The 16,717-nt window shown below is 44.3% G+C and carries 15 protein-coding genes; 4 read left to right on the top strand and 11 right to left on the bottom strand.

All coding sequences use genetic code 11. The annotated features are described in order from the left end of the window. Nucleotides 1-12 precede the first annotated feature (12 nt). On the top strand, nucleotides 13-1,110 hold the full coding sequence (menC, locus tag RB622_RS20210; RefSeq protein WP_308048443.1) for an o-succinylbenzoate synthase: 1,098 nt from the start codon (nucleotides 13-15) through the stop codon (nucleotides 1,108-1,110). Between the two features lie 28 nt (nucleotides 1,111-1,138). On the opposite strand, the gene RB622_RS20205 is transcribed toward menC, so the two are convergent. From RB622_RS20205 to RB622_RS20190, 4 genes are all read right to left on the bottom strand, one after another. Continuing rightward, nucleotides 1,139-1,609 carry a hypothetical protein gene (locus tag RB622_RS20205; protein ID WP_308048442.1) on the bottom strand — a complete coding sequence of 157 codons (471 nt, stop codon included), beginning with the start codon at nucleotides 1,607-1,609 and terminating at the stop codon, nucleotides 1,139-1,141. A gap of 65 nt (nucleotides 1,610-1,674) precedes the next feature. Continuing rightward, nucleotides 1,675-2,592: an oxygen-dependent coproporphyrinogen oxidase gene (gene hemF / locus RB622_RS20200; protein WP_308048441.1), complete on the bottom strand. Its 918-nt coding sequence runs from the start codon at nucleotides 2,590-2,592 to the stop codon at nucleotides 1,675-1,677. Between the two features lie 95 nt (nucleotides 2,593-2,687). After that, nucleotides 2,688-4,115, bottom strand: coding sequence for a M56 family metallopeptidase (locus RB622_RS20195; protein WP_308048440.1), 1,428 nt, complete (start codon nucleotides 4,113-4,115; stop codon nucleotides 2,688-2,690). Then, nucleotides 4,108-4,482, bottom strand: coding sequence for a BlaI/MecI/CopY family transcriptional regulator (locus tag RB622_RS20190; protein WP_308048439.1), 375 nt, complete (start codon nucleotides 4,480-4,482; stop codon nucleotides 4,108-4,110). The genes RB622_RS20195 and RB622_RS20190 overlap by 8 nt, the downstream gene beginning before the upstream one ends. A 191-nt stretch (nucleotides 4,483-4,673) precedes the next feature. On the opposite strand from RB622_RS20190, the gene RB622_RS20185 reads away from it, so the two are divergent. Both RB622_RS20185 and RB622_RS20180 read left to right on the top strand, forming a co-directional pair. Beyond that, nucleotides 4,674-6,986: a TonB-dependent receptor gene (locus tag RB622_RS20185; RefSeq protein WP_308048438.1), complete on the top strand. Its 2,313-nt coding sequence runs from the start codon at nucleotides 4,674-4,676 to the stop codon at nucleotides 6,984-6,986. Nucleotides 6,987-7,095: 109 nt separating this feature from the next. Then, nucleotides 7,096-7,962 (top strand): AraC family transcriptional regulator, encoded by an 867-nt coding sequence (locus tag RB622_RS20180; protein WP_308048437.1) that lies wholly within the window; start codon nucleotides 7,096-7,098, stop codon nucleotides 7,960-7,962. Nucleotides 7,963-8,009: 47 nt separating this feature from the next. Here RB622_RS20180 and RB622_RS20175 read toward each other — a convergent pair whose 3' ends face one another. The 6 genes from RB622_RS20175 to RB622_RS20150 all read right to left on the bottom strand — a co-directional run bounded on the left by RB622_RS20175 (nucleotide 8,010) and on the right by RB622_RS20150 (nucleotide 14,461). Next, the gene (locus RB622_RS20175; protein WP_308048436.1) at nucleotides 8,010-9,371 is read right to left on the bottom strand and encodes a neutral/alkaline non-lysosomal ceramidase N-terminal domain-containing protein; all 1,362 of its coding nucleotides are present in this window, start codon (nucleotides 9,369-9,371) and stop codon (nucleotides 8,010-8,012) included. A gap of 69 nt (nucleotides 9,372-9,440) precedes the next feature. Further along, complete coding sequence (locus RB622_RS20170) at nucleotides 9,441-10,523, bottom strand: membrane dipeptidase (protein WP_308048435.1); 1,083 nt, start codon at nucleotides 10,521-10,523, stop codon at nucleotides 9,441-9,443. A gap of 170 nt (nucleotides 10,524-10,693) precedes the next feature. Beyond that, complete coding sequence (locus tag RB622_RS20165) at nucleotides 10,694-11,635, bottom strand: 3-hydroxyacyl-CoA dehydrogenase NAD-binding domain-containing protein (protein WP_308048434.1); 942 nt, start codon at nucleotides 11,633-11,635, stop codon at nucleotides 10,694-10,696. 22 nt (nucleotides 11,636-11,657) lie between these two features. Beyond that, nucleotides 11,658-12,962 (bottom strand): aspartate aminotransferase family protein, encoded by a 1,305-nt coding sequence (locus RB622_RS20160; RefSeq protein ID WP_308048433.1) that lies wholly within the window; start codon nucleotides 12,960-12,962, stop codon nucleotides 11,658-11,660. A gap of 117 nt (nucleotides 12,963-13,079) precedes the next feature. Next, the gene (locus tag RB622_RS20155) at nucleotides 13,080-14,063 is read right to left on the bottom strand and encodes a 3-hydroxyacyl-CoA dehydrogenase family protein (RefSeq protein ID WP_308048432.1); all 984 of its coding nucleotides are present in this window, start codon (nucleotides 14,061-14,063) and stop codon (nucleotides 13,080-13,082) included. Between the two features lie 11 nt (nucleotides 14,064-14,074). Next, nucleotides 14,075-14,461 carry a Rid family detoxifying hydrolase gene (locus RB622_RS20150; protein ID WP_308048431.1) on the bottom strand — a complete coding sequence of 129 codons (387 nt, stop codon included), beginning with the start codon at nucleotides 14,459-14,461 and terminating at the stop codon, nucleotides 14,075-14,077. A 429-nt stretch (nucleotides 14,462-14,890) separates the two neighbouring features. Between RB622_RS20150 and RB622_RS20145 the strand changes: the two genes are divergently transcribed. Then, nucleotides 14,891-15,445, top strand: a complete 555-nt coding sequence (locus RB622_RS20145) for a dihydrofolate reductase family protein (protein ID WP_308048430.1) — start codon at nucleotides 14,891-14,893, stop codon at nucleotides 15,443-15,445. Nucleotides 15,446-16,302: 857 nt separating this feature from the next. Here RB622_RS20145 and RB622_RS20140 read toward each other — a convergent pair. After that, nucleotides 16,303-16,548: a hypothetical protein gene (locus RB622_RS20140; RefSeq protein WP_308048429.1), complete on the bottom strand. Its 246-nt coding sequence runs from the start codon at nucleotides 16,546-16,548 to the stop codon at nucleotides 16,303-16,305. Between the last annotated feature and the right edge of the window lie 169 nt (nucleotides 16,549-16,717).

The raw sequence follows: 16,717 nt of genomic DNA, 5'->3' as shown, positions 1-16,717 counted from the left end.
ACACCGCAAAATATGCCTTTAAGAATTGTGTTTCAACCCTATACGCTCCATTTTCGAATGGAGGCCGGTACTTCGCGTGGGGTGCTGACACAAAAAACCTCGTGGATTCTTAAAATTACGGATGAGGAACAGCCGGGTGTTACCGGTTACGGAGAGTGTGGACCGCTTCCCGGACTCAGTGTGGACGACATCCCTGATTTTGGCGCGCAGCTGGAGGAAGTTTGCGAGTTATTCAATCAGCTGGACCTGGAAGTTTTTCCTTTTAACCTGTCAATTATTTTACAGCAGGTGATCCCGGAACATTTGCCGTCGGTGCGTTTTGGTATTGAAATGGCCCTGCTTGATTTTATGAACGGCGGGCAAAAAACGCCTTACAAAAATTTATTTTCGAAAGGTGAAAAAGGCATCCCGATGAATGGACTGATCTGGATGGGATCTTACGACCATATGGTTCGCCAGATCGAAGAGAAGCTTGAACAGGGTTATACGACGCTGAAAATGAAAGTGGGCGCCATTGACTTCGATCAGGAGTGTCGTGTACTGGAATCGGTGCGTACAAGATTTTCTGCCTCCCAAATTACATTACGGGTGGATGCCAACGGGGCATTTCAGCCACAGGATGTTGAAGAAAAGTTAAGACGTCTGTCACAATTTGAGCTGCATTCCATCGAACAGCCGATTCGTGCCGGTCAGCTTGATCTGCTGGCCGATTTATGTGCAAATTCACCTGTTCCCGTGGCTTTGGATGAAGAACTGATCGGGATTTTTGATTACCGCAAGAAGTTTGCGCTGCTGAAAAAAACACAGCCGCCGTTTATTATTTTGAAACCCACGTTATTGGGCGGATTTCAGCATTGTAAGGAATGGATTGAAATTGCGACCAGACTTTCCATAGGCTGGTGGATGACCTCCGCGCTCGAATCCAATATCGGGCTCAATGCCATTGCGCAGTTTGCTGCGTCCTTTGATAACCAATTACCACAAGGTTTGGGAACGGGAGCGCTTTATCATAATAATTTCGATTCTCCGTTGAAGACCGAAAATGGTTATTTGTTTTATGACAAGAGCAGGGAATGGAACATTGCACTCGATGAAAATGCCTGGAGGTAGGAAACAGGTTATTTTTAATTCCCACACTTCAAATGTCTTCCAGGTATTTCACAAACCGATAATGATGCCGGACGGTATCCGCACGGACGTCGTATGTTGGCATGATTTCACTTACTTCGATATTGTAATGATCGTTGTGAAATTCGTTTGACCGGAAGTATTTCAATTGAATGTCGTTATTATATTTCAATAAAACGGATTTGTTTTCCCAGCTGTCTTCCAGGTTTTTGCTCACCAAAATGTTTCGCTGAAGGCTGTCATTTTTGTAGAAAGTTATTCTGACAGCCTGAACCTTTCGGTCGAAAACAAAATCCATGATTTTGGAATAACCCGCATTTTCTGCAAGAATGTTTTTGGTTGGCGTCTTTGTTTTTACCCATTGCCAGCTTCCAAATAAATCGTCATACATCGAAGCAGGCGGCGCACAGCCGCATTTGTCCTGACAGGATATAGACAAAGACAGAAGCGTAAGCAAAAATAGGCTGAATAGTTTTCTCATCAGAAGCGTTTATTTTGCACAGATATAAGGCGCTTTCTGATGAGAAAAGGTTGGAATTGAATAGGTTAATCCACCCAGTCAACGCCCTTTCTTAACCAGGCGAGTGTTTTGGCTTCCACGGAATTTTCTTCCGGGATAAAATTATATTCCCAATTGGCCTGCGGAGGTAAGCTCATCAGAATCGATTCGGTACGCCCGTTGGTTTCCAACCCGAATTTGGTGCCTCGGTCCCAAACCAGGTTAAATTCCACATATCTTCCACGACGCAGATACTGCCACTGCTTTTGCTCCTCGGAAAATGGTTCGTCTTTATGCTTAGCCATCAGCTGCGTGTAGATCGGTGCAAAACTTTCTCCGATCTCCCTGACAAAAGCGAATAATGCTTCCTTGGACAGATTACTTCCATATCCGGCTTCATCGGGTTTTAAATAATCGAAGAAAATTCCCCCGATGCCCCGTGTTTCGTTGCGGTGCTGGATGAAAAAGTAATCATCGGCCCAGGTTTTAAATTTGGGGTAAAAATCCGGGTGATGTTTGTCGCAGGCCGATTTTAAATGATTGTGAAAAGCCCTGGCATCTGCTTCGATCACGTAATGCGGCGTCAGATCAATACCGCCTCCGAACCAGCAGGTTCCATTGCTCAGCTCAAAATACCGCACATTCATGTGAATGATCGGCACATGCGGGTTTTTAGGATGCATAACAATCGATACGCCAGTGGCCGTGAAATGGAAATCGTCGGTATCGTTTAACTGCATTTGCTGACGAAGCCGCGGATGTACTTCTCCTTTTACACTTGAAAAATTAACCCCGCCTTTTTCGATCACCCCGCCATTTTGGATTAACCGTGTTCGTCCGCCGCCGCCGGAATGGTGCTGCCACAAGTCTTCCTTGAACGTACTTTGGCCGTCTGCTTCCTGAATTGCAGCACAAATATTATCCTGTAACTGTTTGAAAAACGACTCTATATCTTCAACCTTCATTATAAATCAGAAATTGTACAGGGCAAAATTACGATAAATCTAAAAACGGACGCTTTAATCAGGGATCTTCGTCGAGAAATTTAACGGCGACGTGTTTACTTCCTTACAATTCTCTGCCGTATGTGTACCCTGTCTTTCATTCTTTCCGGATAGGTTTTGTCAAAAAAATCATTGGTTGTCAATTCTAGCTGATATTTGTAAATTCTCCCCTTTTTTGCCGCACCATACAGATTATGTATTTCAGACTCTACAATGTCAGTATACTTGTAATTTCCCAATTCCTTATTGTTGATTTTTTTGCCGTTAAGCCAGACGCCAAATACGTTTGGATTTTTCCATTTTTCGAATAACTCGGCAGACCGTATTTTTTTAACGGGTATTGCGCTCTGGTAAATATCGATAATAGATCCTTTTTGTTGTTCAGAACTCATGTTGCTGTACAAATAAAACAGCCGTTCTTTCTGCTCGGCAGTAAGCTCATAAATTTCGTTGTAGGGTTGTTTTTCTTTGGTGTATCGGGTGTGTTTTTTTATTGTTTCGGTAAATTCGTTCAGGAGTTCCTGGGATAAACCGTTGCCGGTTTTTAGTTCCGTCCTGGTTTTTGCCGGTTTTTCTTCGGGGTTAGCTTCGGTTTTTTGTGAATAAATTTTCTCACAAAAAGTAAACCCAAGTCCCAAAATCAGGAAGAATGAAACGGTTTGTTTAATTAAGTTTTGCGACGGATTGGCAGTTCTGGTCATCATGGTTAGTCGTTTTTTTGTGATGGAATAATTAAAGCTGCTGGTCAGGTTTGTGCGTGTGCCTGATAGTATTTTATCAAGAAGCAGGATTTTATAAGACCCGGGATCCTGAGCAATGGCAAGCGCTGCTTCATCGGCCAGGAACTCGTGGTTCAGGCGCATCGCTTTTTTGAAATAGAAAAAGAAAGGGTTGAACCAGAAAAAAACCTGGACCAGTTCGGTGAAAAGCACGTCAAGGGTATGTTTCTGACGTACGTGTGCATATTCATGGGTTAAAATTTCCTCCGGAATCTGACGATTAAGAAATTCGTCTTTGTTGACAAAAATGTGGTTGAGGAATGTATAGGTAATTGTATTTTCAGGAACGAGCACAAGCATTGTTTTTTTGTACCGGATCATTTGTTTTCCATGCTTTTGCAGCAAAACGGAGTGCAGATTGATCAGAAACCTGACCAAAAGAATGCAGGTTATAAGACTATAAATCAATCGGGGCAAATCGTGAGCCGAATCGTTTTGCTCTTCTTTATATGTTGTTTGGTCCGGAATTTTGACGGGCAGGATGTCAGTTTTCAGGAAGTCCGTCTGAGCATACGGATGAACCTCATCCGGCAGTTTTTCCGGATTGAGCTCAATACGCAAAAAGGGAATTCCGAGCACGAAAATGATGCTGAACAGCAGATAAAATCTGTTGAAGAAAAACATCTTTTCTTTTTCAAGAAAGAGATGATAAAAGAGCAGCAGCAAGCCTGAGCATAAAAGCGATTTTATCAGATAGCTAGTCATTTTTCTTTCTTTTAATTTCTTCGTCTATCACTTTTCTTAGATCTTCAAGTTCCTGCATGCTCATGTTGGTATCCTTCGCAAAGAATGAGCCGAATTGTGAAACCGAATCATTGAAAAAGTTTTTGATCATCCCATTGACATGTTTTGAGAAGTAATCGGTCTTCGTGACTAAAGCATAGTATTCGCGCGAATTTCCATACAGCGTGTAGCCAACAAAACCTTTGTCCTGCATTCTTTTGAGAAGCGTTGCCACGGTTGTACCGGCTGGCTTTGGTTCCGGAAAAGAATCGATCAGGTCTTTCATGAAAGCTTTTTTTAACTTCCATATGTAATGCATGAGCTGCTCTTCGGTTTTGCTTAACTCCATGTTCTATGTTTTTAGATTTAACTCTACAAATGTAGAATTAAAATTTAAATAGTGAAATCATATAGTAAAATATTTAAATAAAAAGAATGATTTGTGGGATAGGCGGGAAAAATAATACGAGGTTCAATTAGTATCCGCTGGTAAACGTCTTATTATGTAAACCGGAAAATTTGCCACCTTAATCATTCGAAATGCGATTTAGTCTACTGTTTTTATTTTTGTTCTCAACGTTTTCTGTAAAAGCGCAAACGATAACTTCCACCATCAGGGGAATGGTGAAAGATGCCGATACGGGGATTCCGCTTCCTGGTGCCAATGTGCTGTTAGCGCCACTGGGAAAAGGCAACTTAACAGACGTTTCGGGAAACTTTCGTTTTACAGAACTGGTGGCAGGCAGGTATGTTTTAACGGTTTCATTTGTCGGTTATGACAAGGTAATTATACCGGAAATCTTACTTGAATCGGGAAAAGAAAATATACAGGAGATAAAATTAAGTATCCGCGCAGGGCAGCTTGCAGAGGCAACCGTGCTGTCTTCCCGCCCGGTTGCGTTCAACAGCGTGCAGGCGATCACCGTAGAACAAACCCTGCGTTATGCGGCTACGTATCTGGATCCAGCCCGTGTCACGACCTCATTTGCCGGTGTGGCCGCCGCCAACGATCAGGCAAACGGCCTGGTGATCCGTGGAAACTCGCCCAACAGTATGCAATGGAGGCTTGAAGGCGTGGAAATTGTCAATCCAAACCACCTTTCAAACGCCGGTACATTCAGCGACCGTGCCACGCAAACGGGTGGGGGAGTTAATATTTTGAGCACGCAGTTGCTGGGTACTTCTTATTTTCTAAACGGTGCATTTCCTGCACAATATGGCAACGCACTTTCGGGTGTGCTGGATATGAATTTGAGAAAAGGCAATGATGAAAAGACCGAGTTTACGGCCCAGGTCGGGCTGATCGGTCTGGATCTGGCGGCGGAAGGGCCATTTTCTAAAAAATCAAAGGCCTCTTATCTGGCCAATTACCGTTATTCTTTTACGGGATTGCTGGGCGCTATGGGCGTGAATTTCGGCGGGGAGGATATCCGCTTTCAGGACTTTTCCTTCAATATTAATTTGCCCACCGAAAAGGCCGGAACCTTCACATTTTTTGGCCTGGGCGGTATTAGCAGCAATACTTTTAGCGCTGATAAGGACACGACGACCTGGGAATTTGAAAAGGATGGGCAGGATATTATCTACAAAAATAAAATGGGTGCCGTTGGGGCGACACATGCGCTTGCTTTGAACAGCCATACTTTGTTAAATTCAACGATTGTTGCTTCGGGTTTGAAAATGTCAAGGGTAGGTTATGTCGTCAATCCGGAAAATGCGGACGACAAAAATTTAAAGGAACGTGACGAACAGACCAAAGGCCGCGTGTCGCTGAGCAGCACATTGACTCATCGGTTTAATGAAAGAAGCCGGCTGAAAACGGGTGTTTATGCAACCTGGCAAACGGACGGAATTGCTTCGCCGGATATTACTACGCAACGGGTAAATAAAATAAATGGATTTGTGATTCAGCCGTTTATGAGCTGGAATTATCATTTATCATCCCGGTTGACGTCTGAAATTGGTATGCATCATTTGTATTATACCACTTTCAAAAGTAATTCTTTTGAACCGCGGGCTGCGCTGCGTTTTCAGGTAAACACATCGCAGCAAATCAGTTTTTCTTATGGCTTGCACAGTCAGCTGCAACTTCCGCAGATCTATATATCGGGGAAAAATGATCAGTCGCCGCTCCATTCCAATTTGCTTTTGGGACCAAGCAAATCACACCATTTTGTCGTGGGATATCAAAAGAATTTCAGCAACAGTATGAGCCTGAAAGTGGAGGTTTACGACCAGGAATTGTATCATATCCCTGTGAATGCCTTGTCCGGATCATTTTCAGCGATTAATCTGGTGGAAACTTTTGTTGATCAAAAACTTTCCGGAACGGGAAAAGGACGTAATTATGGCATTGAAGCCACGTATCAGAAGTTGCTGACCGGGCAATATTACTACCTGATATCAGCCTCTTTGTATGATGCTACATACATCGGTTCCGACGGGATCAGAAGAAAAAGCCGTTTTGACGGAAGGCACACGTTTAGTTTTACGGGAGGAAAAGAATTTAAGTCGGGCAGGGAAAGCACCTGGGGGATTAACACTAAAATCCTTTGGATAGGAGGGTTTAGGGAAACACCGATTGACACCGATGCGTCTGCTGCTGCCAATACGACGGTTTATGACGCCAACCGAGCGTTTGCGATCCGGATGAAAGATTACTTCCGCCCTGATCTGAGAATTTACTGGAAGAAAAGCAAGGCAAAATACAGCCGGACGCTGGCACTGGATATTCAGAATATTTCAGCCACCAAAAATGAGGCGTATAGTTATTATGACAGGTTTCAAAAACAGGTTGTGCGCAAAGACCAGCTTGGTTTGATCCCGGTTCTGAGTTACCGCTGGGAGTTTTAATGATCATACTGGCAATCGTATTTTTATCTTCATTTCTGATACTATCTTTCACAAATTGGTGAAAGATAAAGATTTGTATTATTTTTCATAAACGATAAATGTACATACCATGAAAGCAGTTGAATGTCATCTACCTCAGGATGTTGATAAATCTTTTATTGTTTTCCGGGAGACGGGGGATTTCTTTCCCGCGCCCTGGCATTACCATGCACATTATGAATTTGTACTGGTAACCAAAAGTACAGGCAGAAGGATGGTTGGTGATCACATCGGCTATTTTGAAGAGGAAGATCTGGTTTTTATCGGTTCATTGCTCCCTCATGTTTGGGTTAATGATCCGGTTTATCTGGAACGGCGTGCAGATCATAAAGCTGATGCATTGGTTGTTCATTTTACGGATGATTTTCTGGGTGAGGAATTTATGACTATTCCCGAAATCGAGAGTTTCAGAAAGGTTTTAAAGCTTGCCGAGCGCGGGATGACCTTACACGGAGAAACGCGTGCAAAGATCAATGCGCTGATCAAAAACATGCCGGGCATGAACGGGCTTCAGAGGTTATCCTCTTTGTTTCTCATATTTGATATTATGTCCACCACCAACGAGTATGACCTTTTAGCCAGTCCGCTCTTTGTACAGAATTTCCATTACGATTGCTCTGACAGGTTTAAAAAGGTAACCGGCTACATCATGCAAAATTTTGACAAGGAAATTAGCCTTGCCGAAATAGCGTCTGTGGGAAGCATGGGCGTTACCGCGTTCTGTAACTATTTCAAGGAACAGTTCCGTGTCACTTTTGTAGAATATCTGACCACCGTGCGCATCGGACATGCCTGTAAGCTACTTTCTGAAAACGACCGGAACGTGGTGGAAGTAGCCTATGAATGTGGTTTTAACAATCTCGCTAATTTCAACCGGCAATTCAAGAAATTAAAAAGTATGACACCAAGTGATTACCGCAGAACGCTCATTATATGAGGTCGTAAGCTAATGGTATCGGCCTAATCCAAGCAACGAGATCCATCTCAGAGCCTTCTGATAAGGTCAACCAATTTTTCCCTGACTATTTTTTCTGCACTCGGTATAAGGCAACTGTACCGGCAACGCCAGGTTTCGTACCCACCGCGATCGGTTTCATGCACCGGAGGCACATAACCGACGTTTCCGTTTGCCATACTGATGGTAAAGTAATGTGCTGTTTTAAGCTCTGTTTTCAAATAAAGTCCCGTTTCAGAGAAAAATTCTCCGGCAAGCCCACCGATAATACCAGTACCGATTCTGAATGCCTGCACCGGACAGGTTCGGTTATCGTCAAATTCATTGAGTAAAATTTGCTCCCGGGCATAAAGCTGTTCCAATCCTTTCTGATTTATTACAATATTGTTGTAATCTGCAAAAGAAACAATCTCTTTTGCCAGCTCCAGTTCATCGGCGGTTGGTTTCACCGTTTCAATTTCGAGGTCCTCATACAAAACGGAAAGCACCGGGTCGGTCTGCCACGAAATACCTTCCAATGACTGAAAAACGCGTTCAGCCAGATCATTACCGATCAGCTTGCTTTTTGCAAAATTCTCTTTCGGGTAACGGGAGGTATCCTGGAAGTCCCAAATGTTCACATCTCCGCTCGTTCCGTTACTCATCATGCCCACAAAATCGTCATCTGCATGAAGCAGACGGGAAATTTCTTTTGCAAAAACACCGAAGTAATCCGCCGATATGGTTCCGTTTTCCCAGTCGCCCACATAATGAAGCGAGTAATTGCCAAGCAGACTGATCCAGCGGTTGTCCAGTCCTTTTACTGCCAGATAAGAAAGTTGCGGATCAACGGGCGCAACGCTTTGTTCCATAAACTGTTCTGCTCCAAAAGGATTGGTTTTGATCTGATCCGCTCCCCGGGTGACGGGATTAAATGGCACATATGCTTCCTGCATAAAATAACGACGGCAGCGCAAATGTTCGGGCACATTTAAAGCCCCAAATGCCACTTGCGCAGGCCGCAGATTCTTAATGGCCAATCGAACGGATTCCAGAATAAGGCCTGGTAATTTTTTGCTGTATGCAGGATCCACACTGCCCAGATGTACATCCGCTACCGATCCAGCCGCATGCGTATGCGTGCTTGAAATGAGTACGTTAAATGCCTGAATGCCCGTTTCGCTGGCAATCTTTGCTTTTACTTCATCCAGGAATTCTTTCGGCATCACACAAATATCCACCACAACCAACGCCATCCTTACGCCCGTGTTTTGCAGTACCAATGCACGCGAATACAGATCGTCATGAACAAAATTGGCATAATGGGTTATAAAATCGCCATTAATCCGGGTACCCAATGGCGGAGTGGTTTTTACACGGGCAGCGCCGGCATGGAAAGTATTGTTTTTCATTTCTGGCTCTCGGCTGTAAGCCTTATTTAAATTGGATTGTAAAAAGGTCTGACTTTTTCGTTTTGCATTCTATTTACTCCAGGCTTTTCTCAAAAACCGGAGCCAGTTTTTACTAAATATATTATCTATATCCGATTCTTTGTAACCGCGATTCGAAAGAATAAACTCGAATTTCTGCAAATCAGCACTGGAATTCAGATCCCAGGGGGATTGCTCAGTGCCAAAAATACCATCCAGATCGCTTCCAATTGCCACATGATGACTGTTTCCCGCCAATTGGCAGATGTGGTCCCAATGATCCACGAGCTGCTCGAGCCGGATATCCAACTGCCAGGGGTCCGAAACGGTGTCGATGAACCGGATATCCATCGCCCAGCAATCCAGCATTCCGCCAATTACGGCCCCGCGTTTGATCAGGCGTTCGATCTGGTGGTCGCTGAGCTGCCGTTGGTTTGGGACAAATTTTCTCACGTTATGGTGGCTCGACCAAACCGGTCCTTCATAAAAATCAAGCACCTGGTCAAATCCCTGGTCGGTCAGATGGGTCGTGTCAAGAATCATATTCAGCTTGCTCATTTCACCGAGCAGTTCAAAGCCGAGCGGTGTTATGGGCCCTTCCGTTTTGGTGCCCGGCGCATAACGTCCCGGACCGAAATGGGATAACCCGATTGCCCGCAAACCGTAGCCATAGGCTCTGTGCAAATAAGAAACATCCACCAGTGAGTCTGCTCCTTCAAGACTTAGGATATATCCTACCGGTTTTTCTTCGTCTGGTTTGGAATCGTCGTTCCATAATGCCAGATGTGTTTCCAGCTGTTCTGCATCGGTTATCTGGATCATTTCGCCCAGCACTTCCATTTCCCGGTACCAGGCCAACTGAGCCTGCGTCATCGACCAGGCTTGTTGCGGTGAATTCCAACCGGATAATGCACTTCCGTAAGGCGTAAACCGGGCAAGTTGCGTGGCAACCACAATGCCGATCTTTCCTTTTCTTAGTTCAGGCAAACAAACTGTTCCCTTTCCACGGTCCGGTTTGTCGGACATGTTCATTTCACGTTGCCGGATCTCGGTTAACGGACGGGTCAGATCCCGGTTCCATTCTATTGCGTTCATGGACAAATCCAGATGGGCATCAAAAATCAGTCTCTTCATTAAGATTTTAGTATGGGTTTAATCAAGACCAAAACGGTTTGTCGAAAATAAGTGGTAGTGAAAAATTAGTTTATATTATTGATTTTTATAACAAATTATTAATCATGTGGTTACCGAGATAATCGCTTATGGCTAATCGCCAACAGCTACTTGCCATTTTTAAGTTTTTGCTATCCAACTTCCTGCGTTTTGTAATTAAACGGATATTTTTCAAATAACGCACTAACCTGGTGACTGAACTGTTTTAGCAAAGCTTCCCATTTTTGACTCTCTCCTGGTCTATAATCGTAAAACCCTATGCCGCTTTTCATTCCCAGTGTTGCATTTTGGATCAGGGAGACAAAAAAGTCAGGAGCAGTTTTGTCTGCGGCTAGTTCAGGATTAAGATCTTTCATAACCATTCCGTACGCATAGGTTCCCATCAGGTCCATGTACCGCAGATTACCTGCAAATGGTAAATAATATCCCGCATCGTTGCGGCAGGCTCTGTCTATATCTTCCACCGTTGCGTAGTCATTTTTTACCAGATAAAAAGCTTCACGCAGCATGGCGGCAAAAAGACGCATCCTGATACCTGTCTCGCCTTGTATCGTATAGGGATCTTTTCCCCAGGTTAGGTTTGCTGTTTGATAAATATAGTCTACATAAGACTGCCTGGTGGTGGAATTGGCAATGATCTCCAGGAAAAGTGTTGTCGTAGCGGGCTCAACCCAATTAAGTCCAACGATACGCTCAGGCGCGGAAGCTCCATTTTGTAATTCGTCTAAGGGTATGGATTCGGTATTAATAGCGATCAGCGTGTTTGGCGACAGGCTAGATTCCAGCTTGCCGATCAGTTGTTTTTTGGCAGAAAGGTTTTCATCTGTAATGGCAATTGCCATTTTTACCTCACGCTTAAAATCCAAATCCTGTATAATTTTAAAACCTTTGCTTACAACCATTTCACCAGCTTCTGCTGAGTAACCAGTAATATAGTCAACGGCTTTTTCCTTGTCTGTCGTGCTCAGGATTACCGGATGCCCTGCCTTTTGCAGGCAAATCGCAATGCTGTAAGTCAATTTATTACTCCCCACAAGAAGTACAGGTGCGTTATCTTGTCCCACTTCTTTCATTTTTGGTGTCGTGTAAAAACTTTTATGATCTGATTTCAGTCAGCACCTGACGCGCAGCAGCAATGGCCTGATCTACTTCCTCTTCGGTATGAACGGCGCTGATGTACCACAAACCCCTGCCGATAACACGGATACCAGCCTCGTGCATACCAGAAATGAATTTCCCCAGCTTTGCTTTATCTGCTGAAAGTGTGCTTCTGTAATCCACCGATTTATCGAGACCGGAAAAGCTGGTTGCAAACATGGGCCCCGGTCCTTCAACGAGAAGCTTATGTCCTGTTTCCTCCGCCGCTTTTTTTAGTCCCTCCATTAATCTTTTTCCAAGTGTGAACATTCGTTCATGTGGTTTTTCCGTTTCGAGGACTGTAATTGTGGCAAGGGCGGCGGCTACCGTCGGGTTGCCGGCGTTCATGGTTCCTGCGTGGATCACCCGTGCATTTTCAATCAGCTGCATCCATTCCCTTTTGCCTGCGATTGCACTGATTGCATAGCCGCTGGCAATGGCTTTGGCGAAAATGGAAAGGTCTGGTGTCACCCCAAAATGCTGTTGAGCCCCTCCCGGCGATAACCGGAATCCGGTAATGACCTCATCAAAAATTAAAGCAATGCCACTGGCTGTACAAATCTCTCTCAAACCTTCAAGAAAGCCGGGTAGTGGTTCAATGCAGCCATTATTGCACATAACAGGCTCTGTAATGATGGCTGCTATTTCTTCAAACCTTTCCGCGACGGTTTTTCTTACCAGTTCCAGATCATTCCAGGGCAAAACGATGAATTCATTTTCAACACCTTCCGGCAATCCTTCGGTCCAGGGAAAAACATTGGGATTTTCACGGCTCCCCAGTGCCTCTTCGGACGGCGTAGAAATTCCCCAGCAGACATTATCCATCCAGCCGTGGTAATGACCTTCAAAGCGCAGGAATTTCTTTCGGCCTGTTTTCGCACGTGCTACCCTGAAAGCAGTCTGAACTGCTTCCGAACCATCCAGACAAAAGCGCATCAGTTCCGCTGATGGGATTAGCTGATTGATTTTTTCCGCCAGTTCTATCTCCCGGATATGCTGCCCTGCAAATAACTGGCCGTCTTCGGAATATTGTTTTACAGCTTTTAATACCTCAGGATGGGAATGACCGAGGAGGAGCGGTCCCTGACTCAGTGTAAAGTCAAGATATTCGTTGCCATCCACATCATATATTTTGCTTCCCTTTCCATGGGTGTAAAACAAGGCATGCGGATGATTGTACTTCCTGAATTCAGAGGAAACACCGCTTGCCAGCACTTTTTTTGCTCTTTCCAGTAAAATAGCAGATTCTTTGTATGATTTCATTTATACATCGGATACGGGCTTTCGGCAATTAACCGTCGGCTTCATTGATAATCTATTTAACCTCTCTCGTATACTTATTGTTTTGTCAGAAAGTCTTTACTTCGGTTTGAGCCAGGATCAATGTCCAAGAAATTCATTCACTTTTCCGGCAGAATATTCCGCGGCCAGCTGACGTATTTCGTTGTTAAAACTGGCAAAGGCTTCATCCCACCGGCCTGCTTCTCCATTGGAATATGGATAGAGGCCCCTTCCGTTATGCACTCCTTTTGCCGTAATACTGACCATTTCTTTCATCTTTTCGGGTACATTTTTGGTATTGCTTAAAACAGGAAACAGGTTATCGACAATCGTGGTATAATCATCCAGCCCTGTGTAATCCATTCTCCTGAATATTCCCATTAAGGTCATCCAGGAACCAGCATCGTATCGAAATGCCTTGTCCACATCGTCCCGGTTGGCGAGGTTATTTTCAAGTAAATGAAAGATTTCACGATACACGGCGTACATTAAACGATTGGTAATAAACCCGCGAATGTCCTTTTTCAATAGGGTAGGTTCTTTGCCCCAGTGATGCGCGAGGTCGAAAATCCTGTCGGCATTTTCCCTTGCCGTCAACGCTCCGCATGTAATTTCCAGAAATCTCGTCATGAAAGCCGGCTCAGCCCAATGGATACCCAAAAACCGCTCCGGGTGCGGCACCTGTTCCTGAAGAACACTGATCGGAATGGCGGAAGTATTGGAACCAATAATCGTACTGCTGCTTACAACATCCGCGATTTTTTGATAGACCACCGTTTTTATTTCAATTTTTTCAATCACACATTCAATTACGACACTACACTTTTCGAGACAATGGTAGTCCTCCGAGATTGTCAGGTGTTCAAAATAAAATTCAGGGGGATTTTGAACCAAACCAGCCTGCACGCAATGATCGAGTTGATGGGCTATTTTCGAAGCGGCTTGTTCAGCATCGGCTGCGATGGGGGCTATCGCAATGACCTGATGGCCGGCGATCAGCAAGGCAGCCACAATACTGCTGCCCATCAGCCCGAGCCCGACAACACCAACATGTATTTCGGCGGTATTTGAAAGTTCTTTCATTGCAGGAACGATCAGGCCGAAGGCAGTTTCACGATACAATCTATTTCTACTCTTATGTTTTCTGCCAATATGGATTGTACGGTAGTACGTGCAGGTTTTATGCCGGGGAAATAGGTGGCATAAACGGTATTGTATCTGTCAAATTCGTTAATATCAGCGAGATGTGCCGTACATTTTACTACATTTTCCATCGTACCACCGGCAGCTTCTACAATCGCCTTGATATTATCCAGCGTGCGTCGGGTTTCTTCTTCAATGGTGTCCAGGATAAATTGCGAAGTTTTGAAATCAACTGCGGCTTGTCCGCTTACAAATAAAAAACCATCAACGACGATACCATCAGAATAAGCTCCCGTGGCAAAGTCAGGATCACGGTCGGGATGATTTATTTTTCTCATAAACGAAATGTAATTTTAAGAAATACTTGTTACACAAAAGTACATTCCTGATGACCATCCGTTCTCCTACTTTTGTGTGGATTACTGATACTATTTTTTACGATTGCCGAAGGAGATTTAAATGAATATTTCGGTTTTGAGTAACTGCTGTTGGGTGGTACGTTTGCCGTCTGGTACTATATTTTCTCCGTTGATATAAGCAGCTTCGCCCGACGATAGCAATACCTTTTTGTAGTAGCTATCCCGAAAATTATGGGGCTGATCGTTAGCAAACTGCCTGAGCTGACCAGCCAGCCTACGGTTAATCAGATTAAGGTTTCAAACTTGTCTCAAATGCCCCCTGAATATGTTTGAAATGACCGCGGTAATGGATTGGTAGTTAGCTACTTTTGCTACTGTCCAAAACCTAATCAATAAATTTGATCACGTATGAGAAAGATAATCGCCGCTATTAATATGACGCTCGATGGTTTTTGCGATCACACGGCAGTCTCGCCTGACGAAGCCGTGCACGATCACTACGGAGAGCTCCTGAAAAATGCCGGTACTGCATTGTACGGCAGGAAAACTTATCTGCTGATGGAGTTCTGGAAAGGCTTGGTGGAACACCCCAGCGGAGAAAAATCGATGGATGATTTTGCAACGAATATCGACGCTATTCCCAAAATCGTATTTTCCCGCACCTTGCAAAATGTGGATTGGAAAAGCGCAAAGGTTGCTACCCGCGACCTCGAAGCGGAAACGCTGGCGCTCCGGGAAGAAGATGGCGGTGACATTCTGGTTGGCAGCCGCAGCCTGATTATTGCCCTGATCAACCTCGGCCTCGTTGATGAATTTCAGCTGATGGTTCACCCGGTGGTGGCGCGAAAAGGTTTGCCTTTATTTGACGAACTGGCAGACGGAGTTGTTTTCGAATTGACAAAGACGCACACCTTTGCCAGTGGTGCCGTATTGTTGTACTATGCCCCATCGAAGCAACAATAGCTGAACCGAATGTATATTTTCAGCCCGGATAGCAGTCGTGATGCTTTGAAAAACATATTTGCGCCCAATGCGCCGCTCAGTTTTCGTTTACAAATTGGGCCTCTAATCGCTCAATGTTGTTCCGCGACCCGGATGGAAACCTCGTAAATTTTTTTATGCCAGTCACGCTGCGGAGGCGAACAAAAGAGCCAGTTAATACCAATAAAGAATTATTGAACCAACAGGTAAACTGAAATGAGTTTGTCTGTTGGTTATCAGGCAGAACCGCTGCTGGTAACAGATACGTATCGATAAACTTCGGTTAAGAGTGCCCCAAAACGGTCGTTAAAAATGCTTTATAAAATTGACTTATCGCAACCATTCGTCAGTAAACGTGAGTGTCACAAATAACGCTCTTGCCGTGAGACAATGCAATATCATCTCTCAATTCAGCTTTCGCCATAGATTTGTTGAGCGTCGGCAGGTAAGTCTCTGACATGTTGTAAATGTGCTGTCAGATGGTGGTCCCAGTCTGCCGGATACGCGTAACCCAGTTGAGAAGCAACAAAATTCGCCGAGTATATGAACAAATTTTATGCGCGATCCCCAATATTAAATCCATCATTTGTAACGCGCTTCTACTCGTCATGTTTTTCGTCATATCTTTAATATGAGTGAATTTTTAAGGGTTAACAAATCTGCGAATCGATACGCAACGAAGCAATTATTATCGTTGACTTCTTAACAAAAGAACTTCCGCCTGTACGGAAAGCTCAATAATATATTGGGAGACTGTGGATGCACTGTGATTTGATTTCCACTTTTCGAAATTTGCGCTCCTATAAATTACATCTCTGGATCACTTATAGCGTTGTAAATCACAGGAAAGCAGGCAGAATAAACTTATCCATTTCTTTCCATGTCAGGGAGTGGCTGCCATTTACATCCGATGGGTTGTGGTGTAATGTAAGAATCACGAGGTTTAAATCGGGAACGATGTATAAAACCTGACCTCCATACCCGGCTGCATAGATCACAGGAAATACCTTATTTTTAGCCCGAAACACTCCCCGCCACCACTGATAGCCGTATCCCCAGTCCGAACTTGACTCATTTATTGGCAAAGTAAATGCGGTTGACTCTGCGATCCAGGATGCGGATACGATTTGCTTGTTGGATATTCCGTTGATGCTGACCCCGTACCGGGCATACTGACCCCCTTAATTTAGGTTCTGATCTGAGAGATTCTGATGGGCTGACAATTTTACCGTTTTTTTCTTAAACTTTCACCCT

Source organism: Dyadobacter sp. LHD-138, assembly GCF_030929615.1.
In the GTDB taxonomy this organism is placed as follows: domain Bacteria; phylum Bacteroidota; class Bacteroidia; order Cytophagales; family Spirosomataceae; genus Dyadobacter.
Note: the sequence above shows the minus strand (reverse complement) of the source record. Positions and strands in the feature narration are given on the sequence as shown.